We start from the raw sequence: 15,492 nt of genomic DNA, 5'->3' as shown, positions 1-15,492 counted from the left end.
TCACTGGTTTTCATTTGAAGAAAGTACAGACAAAATCGCTGGCTGCATCTTGGCTAAAGGAAACGAGTACACCCTTCTTCTGAATGCGGAGGCGATGCCGACAATCGTAAACTTCAACCGGACGCACAAAGCCATCCACGCGCAGCGAGGCTCGATATTCCCAGTAGTTTTTAGCGCTGCGTTTGATGCTCAAAACACAGATTTGGTGCTGATGATAATCTCGGCACAATGCTGCCTCCGCCGGAAGCAGCCCGATCAGCGACAAAAGCAAAGCCAGAAGTAATGCCCTCAAAGCATTCCAGGTTAGGTCAAATTTGAGGGTCACCGATTAAGATTTTACCACAGAAACAACGGATGGCAGCGAGGCTGGAGTGGCAGCCGCCAACGTCTTTTTGGTAAACGCAAGCTTGCCCTCGACCAGATCAATCACGATCGTATCGCCTTCGGTAAACGTATTTTCTAGCAGTTTCGTTGCGATCGGGTTTTGCAACTCTCGCTGAATTGCCCGTTTGAGCGGACGGGCTCCGTAGGTCGGATCGTAGCCCAAATCTGCCACATGATTTCGAGCCGCCGTTGACAGCTCCAACATGATTTTCTGGTCGGCGAGCAGCGCTTGAATGCGAACCAATTGCAGTCCAACAATTTCTCCCAGTTCGGCACGGTTCAAGGCGTGGAACAAAATCGTATCGTCAATCCGATTGAGAAACTCTGGTCGGAAATGTTTCCGCAAGGCATTCATCACTCGCTTCTCCATTTCGGCATACTGCGAGTCATCGCCAGAGACATCAAGAATGTGTTCGCTACCGATGTTACTCGTCATGACGATCACGGTGTTGGTAAAGTCAACGGTGCGACCTTGGGAATCGGTAATACGTCCGTCATCCAAAACTTGCAGCAGAATGTTGAACACATCCGGATTCGCTTTTTCAACTTCATCCAACAGCACAACGGAATAGGGCTTGCGACGAATCGCCTCAGAAAGCTGTCCGCCCTCGTCATAGCCGACATAGCCCGGAGGCGCACCAATCAGCCGCGACACCGAATGCTTCTCCATATACTCAGACATATCGAGTCGCACCATTGCCTCTTCTGAATCGAACAGAAATTGCGCTAGTGCCTTCGCAAGCTCGGTTTTTCCAACACCAGTAGGCCCTAAAAATAAGAATGATCCAATCGGACGACCGGGATCCTTCATGCCCGATCTCGCGCGGCGAATCGCAGCAGCCACCGCTTCTACCGCATCTTGCTGACCGATGACCCGCTCGTGCAGGTGGTTTTCTAGGTTGAGTAGCTTTTGCCGTTCCCCCTCTAGCAAGCGGTTCACGGGAATGCCCGTCCATTTCGCCACGATCTCGGCGATGTCGGATTCTGTCACTTGCTCGCGAAGGAGCGATGTGCCATCGGACTGCATCTCTAGCAGCTCGGCTTCTTGCTCCTCGCGATCGCGCTGCACCGCTTCTAGTCGACCGTATTTTAACTGCGCCGCTGTGTTGAGATCATAGGCGCGTTCTGCCTGCTCGATTTGCAGTCGCAACTGCTCTTCTTCTTCTTTCAGCGATTTGATTTTTTCTAAAATCTGTTTCTCGTATTGCCACTGAGAATCGAATTCGTCTTGCCTTGGTTGCAGTTCCGCAATCTCTTGCTCAATGCGCTCTAACCGATCTTTCGACGATCGCATCATCCCCGTCACGCTCGTTTTGCTTTCTCCTTCAATCGAGAGTTTCTCCATCTCAAGCTGTCTCAGGCGACGCTCGATCTGCTCTAGCTCCGTCGGCTTAGAGGTGATCTCCATTTTGAGTTTTGCCGCCGCTTCGTCAACGAGATCGATCGCTTTATCAGGTAGAAAGCGATCGCTAATATACCGACTCGATAAGGTCGCTGCCGCTACTAAAGCAGAATCGGTGATATTGACGCCATGATGCACTTCGTAGCGCTCCTTTAACCCGCGCAAAATCGAGATCGTATCGTCTACTGACGGCTGATCGATCACGACCTGTTGGAATCGTCGCTCTAACGCCGCGTCCTTTTCGATGTACTTGCGATACTCATCGATCGTTGTTGCCCCAATGCAGCGCAGTTCGCCTCGTGCCAGCATTGGCTTCAGCAAATTTCCCGCATCCATGTTGCCCTGCGTTGCGCCTGCACCAACGACTGTATGCAGTTCGTCGATAAACAGCACGACTTGCCCATCGGAGTTGATCACTTCTTTGAGGACGGCTCGCAGGCGGTCTTCAAACTCGCCGCGATATTTTGCGCCCGCGATCAGCGACCCCATATCCAGCGAAATCAGCGTTCGACCTTTGAGCGATTCGGGCACATCGTTGTTGATGATGCGTTGGGCCAGCCCTTCTGCGATCGCGGTTTTACCGACGCCGGGTTCACCAATCAGCACCGGATTATTTTTTGTACGGCGAGAAAGCACCTGAATCACGCGACGAATTTCTTCATCCCGACCAATCACCGGATCGATTTTGCCTGCCCTGGCTTGCTCGGTTAAGTCCCGCCCAAATTTTTCGAGGGCGGAATATTTGGATTCTGGACTTTGATCCGTCACTTTCTGACTGCCGCGCACCTCGCGAATCGCTGTATCAAGTTTGGCGCTATCGACGTTAAACGTGCGTAAAATTCGCATTCCCAAACGCGGATCGTTAGAGAAGCCGACGACGAAATGCTCGATCGAGATAAAATCATCCTGCATGCTTGCCCGAGCCGCTTCCGCGCGATCAAGCATCGTGTCGAGGTAGCGACCGAGATAGAGCTGGTCACTTGTACCCACTTTGGGCTGACGACGGGTATATTCATCGACCTGCTGCCACAGCCGCGTCACATCAATCCCCGCTTTCGCGAAGATTTTGCCAGCAAAGCTATCTTGCTGCTCTAGCAAACTAATCGTGAGATGCTCAACTTCCAAGTTTTGGTGCTTATAGCGACGAACGACATCTTGTGCCTGTACGATCGCTTCCCATGCTTTGTCGGTGAATTTGCTTGGGTCTGTGGGTTGCATGTGGTCGAATGAAGGATTACAAGTTCAGGGTCTCGGACTCTCATTGTAGCGACTCATGGGTAAGAGTTAGTAGTCTGGGGTACGAGAGGCGATGGGAAATCGCTAGAACGAATAAAGCACTCGCACCACCCATTCCCAAATGGTTGGACTCTTCTGATTGTTAGGGTTGGTGACGAGAATCAACGAAGGACTGAAGTTAATATGCTCACTCAGCGCCAAGCCAAAAAAGGTTTCTATATTCGTTTGAGTCGCGTTTCCAAGTTTACTCGTTACAAACGGTTGGCCCACAGCAATTCCTGCTTTTGAGCCGGGGACGAGAAAGTTTTGAATCGAAAGCCCGAGCACCCAAGTTTTTGGATTGAGATCGAGGTCTTCTCCGACGAATGAGTTGAAGCCTTGATAGCGACCGATCCCCAGCCGTCCAAAGATTCCAAACACGCCATATCGACGCTGAATTGCCCATTCAGCATTGATTCCAGCAGCATCGACCTGGGTGCCGTTAATATCGCCGTGAGTGTACTGCAAGCGGACGCTAATCGGCTGATTAGGAACGGCATATTCCGCTTCTAGGGTGGCTTGATAGCGATCCTTAAACAATCCGGATGACGGATTCGAGGCATCGGCCCCGGCATACAGTGCCCGCAGTGTAAGGTTGTTCCGCACGTTCCAAGCAACGGCAGCTCCCGCTCCCCCAAAGCGATCGAGTTCGTTTTGCACGATGAGGGGGTTGTTGGCAAAAAAGCTAGAGGCAAAATTTTGACCCGATTGATTAGCAAAACTATTGCGATCGACAAAATCACTCGGCGGAATGTTAGACCCTACAGCAACTTCTAAGTTTTCCGCTGGACGAAAGGCATAGTAAAGCTTACGCAGCTTGATATTCGACGTTGCCCCGGCTGACTCAAGCCCGCCGCCATCGGCGAGAATGCCTGTTGTGCCTAGCAGGTTTTGACGGCGATTATGGGCGTTGGCAATGGTATCTTGACCGTTTCCGGCTTCAAGCTGGGTGACGAGTCGGTCTGTGCCCTGGAAACTCGTGAGGAAATCTAGCCGCGTTCGGTTCACAACCGTTAGATTGCCGTCTGTACCGTCGGTGAGCGCGAGATCAATGCGGCCATTGAATTTAGTTGTCGTCGAGAACTGCTGTTGCTCTAGAGCCGTGTTGCGAGCAGTAATGTTATCGAGGCGCGATCGCAGATCCTCCAAGTCCCTGCCGTAGGAATTGATCAACCGTCGAATTGTTGAAACGTCTTGCTGCACCGTTCCGCCCAGATCGCCTGAGGATAATTGCTCTTCCACTCGAATCACTACGGCTCTAAGCGCCGACGCAAATTCGTAGCGGGTCATAGGCCGATTGCCGCGAAAGGTTCCGTCGGGGTAGCCGCTCAAGACGCCATAACGCTCGACTAAGGCTTGCACTGCCTGAAATGCCCAATCACCCGGACGAACATCAGAAAGTTCTGAGACGGATCTGACTTCCGTCATCGGTTCATCTGTTTGATCAGCAGAGGGTTGATCAGCAGGGAGTTGATTAAGTTGATCTTGATTAATAGGAGCTAGATCCTGCGCCCAGACAGGAAGCATAGAGGTCAGAGTGCTGAGTCCTGCTAAGCTTCCTGCAATCCAATCAGTCTTCTTCACCATCGCCTCCTTACCTCCACCTTGAGGAGTATAAGCGCTCAGTTGGAGAAGAAACCAGGAAAAGGGTTAGGAACGAGAATTTTCTCTTGCTTACGACTTACGCTTTGGCGACGGACTCGATCACAGGTGTAACAGATAGATCCAGCAAGGCTTCGCAAGGAGCAGCTTCTGGTCGCACTTCATCTGCTACATCTGCTATTAAATCCGCTGCCACCGAGAAACCTTTTCGTCAGTCCTGTTGATTTTAGGAAGCGCTCGTTGCGGCGGCTGGCTGCGGCACTGACTCTTGAGATTTGGACTGAATCAGTTCGACCTTATAGCCATCCGGGTCTTCCACAAAGGCAATCACAGTTGAGCCATGTTTCATCGGCCCTGGTTGGCGAGTGACATTTCCGCCCTGAGCCTCAATTTCCTTACACGTTGCGTAAATGTCGTCCACCCCGATCGCAATGTGACCGTAAGCATCACCTAGCTCATAGCTCTCTTTGCCCCAGTTATGCGTCAGTTCGATCACAGTATTATCTGACTCTTCGCCATAGCCGATGAATGCCAACGTAAATTCTCCGCCCGGATAATCTTTCTGGCGTAAGAGCTTCATGCCCAGTAGTTCGCAATAGAACCGAAGCGATCGCTCTAAATTTCCAACCCGCAGCATGGTATGCAGTAACCGCATAGTCGTTCTCCTTGAGTGCTGAAATTTATTGTAGAAGAGCAAGATAAAGTGTGGAGCAAGCTAGAGGCGGAAATCTGGGTACGGAAAGTCTTTATACAGATGCAGGGGCAGGGTGAATAGTACTATCTAGAGAGTTCGTGAAGGTCGTATGCTAACAGACGGGTCAAAGCAACGGGTCAACAGGATCGCATAACGATAAAAGCAATCATTCACCCTTGTCCCCCTCTACTCCATACTCCTACTCTCTTGTGAGGTTTACTTCCCTATGATTGACATCCTCGATACTGCCATTGAGTCGATTCGCGCCCGTGAGATTCTGGACTCGCGCGGTCGTCCGACGATCGAAGCTGAGGTTTATTTAGTGGGTGGCGCGGTCGGCGTTGCTCAAGTGCCCAGCGGCGCTTCGACGGGAAGCTTTGAAGCGCACGAATTGCGCGATGACGATAAGAGTCGCTATGGCGGTAAAGGCGTTCTCAAAGCGGTGAAGAATGTGCAAGATATTCTTGCGCCCAAACTGATCGGCTTGGATGCTGTGAATCAGGAACTCGTCGATCGCACGATGATCGAAATTGATGGATCTCCCAACAAATCGAATTTGGGTGCAAACGCAATTTTGGCGGTTTCGTTAGCGACAGCTAAAGCGGGAGCCGACGCGCTCGGTTTGCCGCTTTATCGCTTTCTAGGCGGCCCACTCTCGAACGTGTTGCCTGTTCCCCTAATGAATGTGATTAACGGCGGCGCTCACGCGGATAACAACGTCGATTTTCAAGAATTTATGATTGTTCCAGTCGGAGCGCCTTCGTTTCGAGAAGCGTTACGCTGGGGAGCCGAAGTGTTTGCTTCGCTCAGTGGTGTTTTGCACGACAAAGGCTTACTAACAGGTGTTGGAGATGAAGGCGGATTTGCGCCCAATTTAGAATCGAATCAAGCGGCCTTAGATCTGCTAATCATGGCGATCGAGAAAGCCGGATACAAGCCTGGTGAACAGGTTTCATTAGCGCTCGATGTTGCTGCCAGCGAATTTTACAAAGACGGGCAGTACACCTACGATGGAACTGCTCATTCCCAAGCGGACATGGTGGAGTATTTGGCAAAACTGGCAAGTCAGTATCCAATCATCTCTATCGAAGACGGACTGCATGAGGATGATTGGCAAACCTGGCAAGCGCTGACTCAAAAGATTGGCGATCGCTGTCAACTCGTTGGCGATGATCTGTTTGTGACCAACATTACCCGTCTGCAGAAAGGAATCGATAGTCAAGCCGGAAATGCAATTCTGATCAAGCTTAACCAGATTGGTACGCTAACTGAAACGCTGCAAGCAATCGATTTAGGATTGCGAAATGGGTATCGCTCGATCATTAGCCATCGTTCAGGTGAAACAGAAGACACAACGATCGCAGATCTTGCGGTTGCAACGCGAGCAGGACAAATTAAAACAGGGTCATTGTGTCGCAGTGAGCGAGTTGCAAAATACAATCGGCTCCTGAGAATCGAGGATGAGTTAGGCGATCGTGCGATCTATGCCGGAACGATGAAGTAGCTTCAAAGAGAAGTATCGCAGTCAAGGCATCCTTTACTGACAATCAAATAAGCAGTCATAGGCGCTCCTGTAGGAGCGCCTATTTTCGTATTCATATAGTTTCGTATTGCTGTGGTGATACCAGTTTCATTCATCAATATGACAGATTCTCGTAGAAGCAAGGCATTGCCATGCCCTAATAGAAACATTTATCTGTAACTATTATTTTTTGAATTGGTGTGGGATTTGAAAAGTTTGATTATAAATTGATTATGAGTTGGTTATGAATTAATTAAATACAGGTTAAACTACAGAGCAGTATCTTCAGGCGATTTGTCCAGCGATCGCGAACTTGCGCTATCAAAAATCAGGAGAATTCTAGCCATTTCAGCACATCCCAAGGTCGACGATTTTTTGTGCGTCGCTTACCAACCGCAAATGTTTCTTCGGCTCAAAGGTTACTCGCAAATTGGAGGAATTTCGATGAAAACAATCTTGGGAAAGTTAAATATACAAGCCAACAATCAAGTCACCAGAATATTTTATTTGTTGTTAGTAACCGACATCAGTTTTTTTATTCTTCATTTTATTGATCTGCACCTAGGTCTAGGAACCCAAGGTAGGTTTTCTATCGAAACAGACAGAGGGTATGCAGAAATATTTCAGTACCTAAAAGAATACTGGAGTGCATTGTTACTAGGATTCATAGCCCTAAGAACGCGATCGTATAGCTATCTCAGTTGGTGCCTCCTATTCTTTTATCTGTTGCTCGATGATTCGGCTAGCATTCATGAACGGGGAGGCGCTCTATTAGCTCAACGACTTGAAGTTCCTAGCATTCTGGGTATTGCCACAAGCGATTTTGGTGAAATTGCTGTTTCTTTTAGCGCTGCTCTTCTAATTTTGGTTTCTATTGCGATTGCCTATCGCTTTGGCGATCGCAGCTTTAGAAAATTTTCTAAAAATCTGACCGTAATGCTGTTTGCTTTAGCGATGTTTGGAGTTGTTATAGATCTGATTCACAACTCGGTTCCCATTCCCGCGCTTAACCCGGTGCTTGGCTTCTTAGAAGATGGCGGTGAAATGCTGGTCATGAGCGGGATGGCATGTTCAGTGCTTGCCATGTCTGAGCAGTTATTATCGAGTCCTAATTCTACAGAAGATGCAAGTTCGCCGCTGGCATCACAGACTGCTCAATAAAAGTATTTGATTTTGGAAGTAGAAGTGATTTGATGGCGTTGTTGCGCTCAACACGGTCGGGCCAATGCTAGTCTGCTTTGATCAGTTGCACCTTAAATACATCACTAAACGCGATCGCAAGCTCTTCCTTCACCCGTTCTATCTTGGCTCCCGGCACAAACTGCTCTAGACTTCCAACGGGCTTGTCTTCAATGCCACACGGCACGATCTGATGAAACCCGCTCAAATTTGGATTTACATTCAGTGCAAAGCCGTGCATTGTGATCCAACGGCTGACTTTAATGCCGATCGCCGCTAGTTTACGCCCGTTTACCCAAACCCCTGTTAATCCCGGAATTCGTGTGCCTTCAAGTCCATATCCTGCCAGCACTTGGATCACGACTTCTTCTAATTGCCGCAAATACCAATGCAAATCTTTCTGGTAATACTGCAAGTTTAAAATCGGATAGCCCACGAGTTGTCCAGGGCAATGATAGGTCACTTCGCCACCCCGCTCGACTCGATGCAACTCGTAGCCCGATTGAGCTGGGTCGAACTTGAGAAAACTAGGGTCTGCGCCTTGTCCGAGAGTATAAACGGCAGGATGCTCTAGCAGAATTAAAACATCGTTTAACGTCGGGTCTTGCTTGCGATCGCGCACCAGCATCTGTTGCCAATCCCACGCTTGCTGATAGGGCACTAATCCTCGATTGTAGAGACAGCAAGCGCGAGGCTGGAGAGATGACACGGTTGGCAGCAATTTACTAATAATGACCCAACACTATACAGTGATTCAAATTGATTGAAAGATCAAGTAGGAGCCTACCTAAGTTGTGAAGTTTCACACATCAAGAATTGTCAATAGATGCAAAAGATTCTAAACGAGGCTGTTCGCCAGAATACGAAGTGTTAGTGTTAAAGAACACCCAACGTTTCAGGGGAATGCAGCTTATGAAGCTTGTTATCCAGGGAAAGAACATCGAGATTACTGATGCGATTCGTGATTACGTCCGCCAGAAAATTGAGAAAGCGGTTAATCACTTTCAAACGCTAACCACAGAAGTTGATGTTCATCTCTCGGTTGCCCGAAACCCTCGAATTCCAAAACAAATTGCTGAAGTGACAATCTACGTCAATGGCGCGATCGTTAGAGCCGAAGAAGCCAGCGAAAATCTCTACGCCAGTATCGATTTAGTAGCCGATAAAATAGCGAGACAACTGCGAAAGTATAAAGAGAAGAGAGCCGATCGACGGCATGAACCCATTAAAACTGCCGAAGCCCTGATTGATCAGCCCGTTGTTACAGACCTGAACCTCGATCGCACTCCAGAACTTCCTCCTAGCGTCGTTAGAACAAAGTATTTCGCGATGCCGCCCATGACTCTTGACGAAGCTCTAGAGCAGCTAGAGTTGGTCGATCACGACTTCTACATGTTTCAAAACGCAGAGACGGGAGAGATTAACGTTATATATGAGCGCAATCACGGTGGATATGGTGTGATTCAACCGCGTAAAAACAATGGGCACACGCACCACAATGCCCAGTCCAACGGCAGAGCCAACGACAAAGTTGTTATGAAAATGGATCATCGGTAAATCAGGATTAGGGGTGCATTAAGCACCCCTAATTTATTAAGAAAAACCGTTGATTTGCTTCTCAACCTTCTAATCGCTCCATAATTTCTGCACTACCCATTCAAACTAAATAGAACCTCTATAAAAGAGGGAATGCTGTTAATTTCGACTCGCTTCTAACCGTGGAAATTAACATTTAAATCTCCCTCGGTACTCTTGTAGAAAAAATTAGATTTTGCCGCCCTTAAACTGCTAAATGCAGGACTGCGATTCGACAGATTTCGCATAGCGAACCCTCTCAGACATTTGCAGAGGCAAATCATTTCTTCTACAGAACGAACAGTCATCCTTTTATTTTTTTAAGGAGAACTCGTATGAAAGCCAACCAAACCTCCGGTATCCGAAGTGTGGCGATCGTGGGTCCCTATCTCAGTGGCAAAACGACGCTGTTAGAAAGTTTGCTGTGGGTCACAGGCGCTGTGTCCCGCAAAGGCAACGTTCAAGACAAAAACACCGTTGGAGATAGTGCTCAAGAATCCCGCGATCGCCAGATGAGCGTTGAAGTCAACGTGGCGAGTACCAATTATCAAGATGTGCGGTTTACGTTTCTCGATTGCCCCGGTTCGATTGAGTTTGCTCAAGAAAGTTTGAATGCCCTTGTAGGAGTCGATGCAGTTGTGGTCGTGTGCGAACCGCTTGTAGACCGCGTTCTCACGCTTGCACCATTATTTAAATATCTAGACGATTGGGAAATTCCGCATCTCGTGTTTCTCAATAAGATGGATCGCGCCGATGTGGACTTTATGGATGTGCTGCACGCGCTCAAAACGGTATCGAGCCGTCCCCTTGTGCCGCACCAGTACCCAATCGGACGCGGTGAATCGTTGACTGGATTCATCGATTTAGTGAGTGAGCAAGCCTATCACTATCATCTAGGCGCAGCGGCTGATCCGGTTGCGTTTCCAGATGATTTAAAAGAGCAAGAACAGATGGCGCGGATGGAAATGCTAGAAACGCTATCGAACTTCGATGATCACTTGCTAGAGGAATTGCTAGAAGAAATTAATCCATCCGAAGAAGAAATCGTTCAAGATTTGAAATTGGAACTGGGCGCAGATCTGATCGTGCCTGTCTTCTTTGGCGTTGCCGATCGCGATTTTGGCGTGCGTCCGCTCCTTGACGCGCTGGTCAGAGAAGCCCCCGAACCTGAAACTACAGCCGAACGGCGCGGCATAACCCTCAGTGCTAGTACACCGCTCGCGCAAGTGCTGAAAACCTATTTCACTCCGCAAGGCGGCAAGCTATCGCTGGTGCGAATTTGGCAAGGTACGATCGCAGACGGCATGACCCTCAACGGCGTCCGAGTCGGCGGCATCTACGAGTTGGGTCAGCCGCAAACGACCCTCAACCAAGCCCGCGCAGGACAGATTGTTGCCTTAGGACGACTAGAGGGAATTCAGACGGGCGATACCTTAACTGCTCAAGACCAGCACCTAAACGAACTTCCAAGAGCGGAACGAATCGATCCGGTCTTTGCGGTCGCCATGACTGCCGAAAAACGCAACGACGAAGTAAAACTGACCAGTGCCTTAGCGAAACTGTTAGAAGAAGATTGTGCACTGCACTGGGAACAACACTCCGATACCCATGAAATTATTTTGTGGGGTCAAGGCGAAATCCATTTGCAAGTCGCGCTTGATCGGTTGCGTCGGAAATACAACTTGCCCATGAAGACGAGCAAACCGCAAGTGCCTTACAAAGAAACCGTGCGGAAGACGTTCAGCTCCCACGGACGTTACAAGCACCAAACGGGCGGACACGGTCAGTTTGGAGACGTGTATCTCGACATCAAACCAATGCCGCGTGGGGAAGGCTTCAAGTTTGCCGAAACGATCGTGGGCGGCGTGGTTCCGAAACAATACATTCCGGGTGTAGAGATGGGCGTGCGGGATTTCCTCGCTCAAGGTCCGTTAGGATTTCCGGTGGTTGATGTCTCGGTCACACTCACCAACGGGTCATACCATAGCGTAGATAGCTCTGAGCAAGCCTTTAAGCAAGCAGCTCGCATTGCGATGCAAGAAGGCATGATTCGATGTGAACCTATTTTGTTAGAGCCGATCGTCCGAATTACCGTCTCAGTTCCGACAGATTTCACCTCGAAAGTATTGCGGATCGTGAGCGGGCGTCGCGGTCAGATTTTGGGCTACGACGCGAAAGCGAATTGGAGCGGCTGGGACGAGGTGACTGCCCTGTTGCCGCAGGCCGAAATGCATGATCTGATTGTGGAACTGCGATCGCACACCCTAGGTGTAGGCTTCTTCCAGTGGGAGGCTGATCATTTACAGGAGGTTCCCGACAAGGTGGCAGAACGAATGCTGACAACAGCAGAACACACCAACGGCAAGAAATAAGCGATCGTTGCGGCATGAGAAGTGAAATGGTTTTCAACGTAGTGCCTTCACGACTGTCTACTTCTCACGGTTGAGGTAAAAGCTCAACAATTCAAATTCGCTTATATCCACAAAACCCGCTTTAGAGGCGGGTTTTATGATGCATCAGAATAATATCAGTTTGGCAGAGAAGGCAGACCAAACCTTTTCTGAAAGTTTTGATAACTTTTATCACTGTAGATCAGTCAAAACTACAACCGTCAAGAATCTGAATTAGCCTTAGCGATCTTTGATTTTGCCTGTTGCCAAAGTTCTTCCAATTCATCTAGTGAATACTCTGACAATGGACGATCTGTAACCTCTTCTATTAACATTAGCCGCTTAATAAAGCGTTCATTCGTGCCTTGCAGCGCTGCTGCTGGATCAAGACCCGTCCAACGCGCCAAGTTGATAACGGTGAATAATAAATCTCCTAATTCAGCCTGCTGATTCTCTTGACTTTCGTGTTGCAGCGCGTGTTTAAATTCAGCTAATTCTTCATCAAATTTATCCCACACGCCATCAATCGTTTCCCATTCAAATCCCGCTTTTGCCGCTTTTTTAGAGATTTTCATTCCCGCCATTAACGGGGGTAGCGATCGCGCATAGCGCTTCAGCTTATGACTTAACCGCGCCTCTGTGGGATTCTCTGCATCTTTAATTTGCTCCCAATTTTGACCAACCTCGTCGAGCGTCTCAACCTCAAGATTAGAAAAAACGTGCGGATGACGACGAATCAGTTTTGCTGTAATCTTCTGAGCCACTACCGCCAGATCAAACTGTCCCGCATCTTTAGCAATCTGAGCTTGCAACACAACTTGAAGCAACAGATCGCCCAATTCATCTGCGATCGCATCCTCATCCCCCGTCCGAATCGCGTCTACCACTTCATACGCTTCTTCAATCACATAAGGCATCAACGATTGCGGTGTCTGTGCCAAATCCCACGGGCATCCCCCGTCCGGATCTCGGAGTCTTGCCACCACTTCGATCAGTTGTTGCAAGGCGTCTAGCGATGCAGAACGATTATTCATAATGCAAATGCAAAGGAAATAAACCCTCCATACTTTAGCGCTTCCTTAGCGTTTCTTTTGTTTCTTCCACCGCTTTATCTCAGAACCTATCCAATCGCTTAGACTGTGACTCATTGCCCCTAGTTCACAGCCAAGCGCGATCGCCAATAGTTCTTGAGGATAACGCTGCGCGGTTTGCCATACGACCTGTGTACTGCTAGAGAACTGGTGCTGAGCAGGAATGTGCCAGGCGGTGGTTAGACCCAGAATTTGTTGAGCGATCGCGCTGATGAGAATGACGCCGCCGCCCGCCAAACTCACCCAAATGACAAGATATACAATCCGTCCCAGCGTTCCTACTAGAAACCCGTGAGATAGAACTGAGCGATGCCGCATACTTTTGCGATAGGGTAGCCACACCCAGCGCAGCACGCCCCACCGCTTATACTGCTGCGAGTGAATATCTAAATCAGGACCAAACATCAGCCCACTAAACAGAAACGCGCCTGACACGAGTAGGGTCAAGGTTCCGCTCTGAGTTAAGCCAAATGCCGAACCTGCGACGATCGGGAGACTCCATAATGTGATGCTGTCGTGGGTGCGACCAGAAGGCATGAGCAATTTATAAAGACAATTCAAGTTGTAATTGATTCTCGCTCAATAGTTTGCTATATTAATTAAGCGCAAGCAAGCGGGCGGTTAGCTCAGTTGGTAGAGCGCCTGCCTTACAAGCAGGATGTCGCGGGTTCGAGTCCCTCACTGCCCATTGGTTTCAGAATTCAGGCTTTGAACAATAGCCAAAAAATGTCCAAAACCGACAAGCAACCGAATGCTGTTCAAGCGATGCCCATGGTTGCATCAAAGATTTCTTTCTAAACCAGCTTTAGAAAGAAATCTTCGTTTTTGCTGAGTGTGTTACTGCCGTGTTATATAGGTTTTGGCTTAAATACAGCCAGGTAACACACGTCCTATCGGCTAAAAAAACGCCTCCAACTTGAAGCGGCTCAAGGTCATTTCAGCTTGATGCAAGATCCTTCCGAGCCTGTCTGAGCCAATCGCGCTCTTGGGACATCTCGTGTTTTGAGGAAGTTGTAGATGGCTAACCCGATTGGCGATGCCAAGCTCCGAAGGATCGCGTTTAGCAGCAGGGCATGAATTACTCCACCTGCAAATATCCAACTTAGCCTAAGATGACTTCCGGAAGAAATTAGGACTACCATCGAAAAAGCGTTGACTCTGTGCATTGGCGGGATCCCGATTGGCAATAGGCGCAATCGCGCATCTGCCACCTAAAGTAACTTCTGCTTTATATACATTTACAAACAGCTTCTAATTTTGCATTTTGCAACTATCGCGCTCAACCGCAGGATCACAAGTTTTTGTAGTATAGAGAGAAACGTGAAGCTCAAAAAGACTTCCGCTCTCGATTCCATGTCGTGACTGAACAGCGTTACACTTAATGTATTAGATACACTTTTGAGAAATCAAGATTTTATTTGACACCGTATCCTGAATTTTATTGATGGTGCTGCGCAACGCTATTGGGTGCGAAGGCTTTGGTGTGTGATTCTAGAGCTACTACCACCGTACTCAGTTAACACGCACGGCATTCTATAAAACAGGCAACAAAGGACACCTGACGAATATGGGTTGGGCACGGTATCAACCCATCAGGCGGATCCGTTCACATGGAATCAGTGACGGATACCTGGGTGTCCATCAACCATCAAAACCATCAAAAAGGTTAAATGTATCTTTATGTCAATTGCTATTGGAATGATTGAAACCCTGGGTTTCCCCGCGGTTGTTGAAGCGGCGGATGCCATGGTGAAAGCGGCTCAGGTTACCTTAGTGGGCTACGAAAAAATCGGCAGTGGTCGAGTCACCGTCATCGTCCGGGGCAATGTTTCCGAAGTTCAGGCCTCGATCACTGCGGGCATTGAGTCGATCAAGCGGGTTAAGGGCGGCTCAGTGCTGTCAACTCACATCATTGCCCGCCCCAACGAGAACCTGGAGTATGTGCTGCCCATTCGCTACACCGAAGCAGTCACGCAATTTAGAGCTGGGATGTAAAACTCCACTTCAAGACAAGAGTGCAGGGCTTTACTTTGCGCTCTTGTCCTTTAAATGAGGTTGCTAGGGCCGAAGCTATACCCGACGTTTCGCCCTTTCCACTGGCACATTGACTATTAACGACGAAGCAATCAGCTTCATAACGATCGCCCCAAACTTATTGAGAATGAGGCGATTTGATTGAGAATCGCTGTTCTTTAGTTCAAGGGAACCAATAATTTCTGGAATCTTTTCAGGGAGAGGGCTTCAGTTTTAATATTTTGAGTGTGCCAGTTAAAGGGCGGAATGGAGGCTATATGGTAGTTTCGGCAACTACCATATGATTTTTGGTGTTGCATAATAGAGGATGATGCATCAAGGAGGATTCCTGATGACCTGCCCTC

The 15,492-nt window shown here is 48.7% G+C and carries 12 protein-coding genes and 1 tRNA gene; 6 read left to right on the top strand and 7 right to left on the bottom strand.

The features are described from left to right. Positions 1-10: 10 nt before the first annotated feature. From AC5JLB_RS29105 to gloA, 4 genes are all read right to left on the bottom strand, one after another. Positions 11-325 (bottom strand): hypothetical protein, encoded by a 315-nt coding sequence (locus AC5JLB_RS29105; protein ID WP_495877308.1) that lies wholly within the window; start codon positions 323-325, stop codon positions 11-13. 3 nt (positions 326-328) lie between these two features. Continuing rightward, positions 329-3,004: an ATP-dependent chaperone ClpB gene (gene clpB, locus AC5JLB_RS29100; RefSeq protein ID WP_495877307.1), complete on the bottom strand. Its 2,676-nt coding sequence runs from the start codon at positions 3,002-3,004 to the stop codon at positions 329-331. A gap of 102 nt (positions 3,005-3,106) precedes the next feature. Further along, on the bottom strand, positions 3,107-4,648 hold the full coding sequence (locus tag AC5JLB_RS29095; RefSeq protein ID WP_495877306.1) for an iron uptake porin: 1,542 nt from the start codon (positions 4,646-4,648) through the stop codon (positions 3,107-3,109). Between the two features lie 241 nt (positions 4,649-4,889). Further along, positions 4,890-5,318 (bottom strand): lactoylglutathione lyase, encoded by a 429-nt coding sequence (gene gloA, locus AC5JLB_RS29090; RefSeq protein WP_495877305.1) that lies wholly within the window; start codon positions 5,316-5,318, stop codon positions 4,890-4,892. Positions 5,319-5,583: 265 nt separating this feature from the next. On the opposite strand from gloA, the gene eno reads away from it, so the two are divergent. Together eno and AC5JLB_RS29080 are read left to right on the top strand one after the other, a co-directional pair. Beyond that, on the top strand, positions 5,584-6,861 hold the full coding sequence (gene eno, locus AC5JLB_RS29085; RefSeq protein WP_495877304.1) for a phosphopyruvate hydratase: 1,278 nt from the start codon (positions 5,584-5,586) through the stop codon (positions 6,859-6,861). A gap of 462 nt (positions 6,862-7,323) precedes the next feature. After that, positions 7,324-8,040, top strand: coding sequence for a DUF8692 domain-containing protein (locus AC5JLB_RS29080; RefSeq protein ID WP_495877303.1), 717 nt, complete (start codon positions 7,324-7,326; stop codon positions 8,038-8,040). 67 nt (positions 8,041-8,107) lie between these two features. Here AC5JLB_RS29080 and lipB read toward each other — a convergent pair whose 3' ends face one another. Further along, positions 8,108-8,767 carry a lipoyl(octanoyl) transferase LipB gene (lipB, locus tag AC5JLB_RS29075; protein ID WP_495877302.1) on the bottom strand — a complete coding sequence of 220 codons (660 nt, stop codon included), beginning with the start codon at positions 8,765-8,767 and terminating at the stop codon, positions 8,108-8,110. A gap of 203 nt (positions 8,768-8,970) precedes the next feature. On the opposite strand from lipB, the gene hpf reads away from it, so the two are divergent. Together hpf and AC5JLB_RS29065 are read left to right on the top strand one after the other, a co-directional pair. Continuing rightward, positions 8,971-9,615 (top strand): ribosome hibernation-promoting factor, HPF/YfiA family, encoded by a 645-nt coding sequence (gene hpf, locus AC5JLB_RS29070; protein WP_495877301.1) that lies wholly within the window; start codon positions 8,971-8,973, stop codon positions 9,613-9,615. 353 nt (positions 9,616-9,968) lie between these two features. Beyond that, positions 9,969-12,005, top strand: a complete 2,037-nt coding sequence (locus AC5JLB_RS29065; RefSeq protein ID WP_495877300.1) for an elongation factor G — start codon at positions 9,969-9,971, stop codon at positions 12,003-12,005. A gap of 239 nt (positions 12,006-12,244) precedes the next feature. Here AC5JLB_RS29065 and mazG read toward each other — a convergent pair whose 3' ends face one another. Next, positions 12,245-13,057 carry a nucleoside triphosphate pyrophosphohydrolase gene (gene mazG / locus AC5JLB_RS29060; RefSeq protein ID WP_495877299.1) on the bottom strand — a complete coding sequence of 271 codons (813 nt, stop codon included), beginning with the start codon at positions 13,055-13,057 and terminating at the stop codon, positions 12,245-12,247. A 45-nt stretch (positions 13,058-13,102) separates the two neighbouring features. Continuing rightward, entirely contained in the window at positions 13,103-13,651 is a 549-nt protein-coding gene (locus tag AC5JLB_RS29055) for a metal-binding protein (RefSeq protein ID WP_495877298.1), read from the bottom strand. A 78-nt stretch (positions 13,652-13,729) separates the two neighbouring features. Between AC5JLB_RS29055 and AC5JLB_RS29050 the strand changes: the two genes are divergently transcribed. Together AC5JLB_RS29050 and AC5JLB_RS29045 are read left to right on the top strand one after the other, a co-directional pair. Continuing rightward, positions 13,730-13,802: transfer RNA gene (locus tag AC5JLB_RS29050), tRNA-Val, on the top strand. A gap of 992 nt (positions 13,803-14,794) precedes the next feature. Beyond that, positions 14,795-15,109: a carbon dioxide-concentrating mechanism protein CcmK gene (locus AC5JLB_RS29045; RefSeq protein WP_495877297.1), complete on the top strand. Its 315-nt coding sequence runs from the start codon at positions 14,795-14,797 to the stop codon at positions 15,107-15,109. Positions 15,110-15,492 lie beyond the last annotated feature (383 nt).

The organism is Myxacorys chilensis, from assembly GCF_059505265.1.
Note: the sequence above shows the minus strand (reverse complement) of the source record. Positions and strands in the feature narration are given on the sequence as shown.

Excerpts from the sequence above, each read along its gene's own strand:
- eno (WP_495877304.1), top strand. The coding sequence starts at position 5,584 with ATGATTGACATCCTCGATACTGCCATTGAGTCGATTCGCGCCCGTGAG.
- mazG (WP_495877299.1), bottom strand. The coding sequence starts at position 13,057 with ATGAATAATCGTTCTGCATCGCTAGACGCCTTGCAACAACTGATCGAA.
- clpB (WP_495877307.1), bottom strand. The coding sequence starts at position 3,004 with ATGCAACCCACAGACCCAAGCAAATTCACCGACAAAGCATGGGAAGCG.
- AC5JLB_RS29045 (WP_495877297.1), top strand. The coding sequence starts at position 14,795 with ATGTCAATTGCTATTGGAATGATTGAAACCCTGGGTTTCCCCGCGGTT.
- hpf (WP_495877301.1), top strand. The coding sequence starts at position 8,971 with ATGAAGCTTGTTATCCAGGGAAAGAACATCGAGATTACTGATGCGATT.
- AC5JLB_RS29080 (WP_495877303.1), top strand. The coding sequence starts at position 7,324 with ATGAAAACAATCTTGGGAAAGTTAAATATACAAGCCAACAATCAAGTC.
- gloA (WP_495877305.1), bottom strand. The coding sequence starts at position 5,318 with ATGCGGTTACTGCATACCATGCTGCGGGTTGGAAATTTAGAGCGATCG.
- AC5JLB_RS29095 (WP_495877306.1), bottom strand. The coding sequence starts at position 4,648 with ATGGTGAAGAAGACTGATTGGATTGCAGGAAGCTTAGCAGGACTCAGC.
- AC5JLB_RS29055 (WP_495877298.1), bottom strand. The coding sequence starts at position 13,651 with ATGCCTTCTGGTCGCACCCACGACAGCATCACATTATGGAGTCTCCCG.
- AC5JLB_RS29065 (WP_495877300.1), top strand. The coding sequence starts at position 9,969 with ATGAAAGCCAACCAAACCTCCGGTATCCGAAGTGTGGCGATCGTGGGT.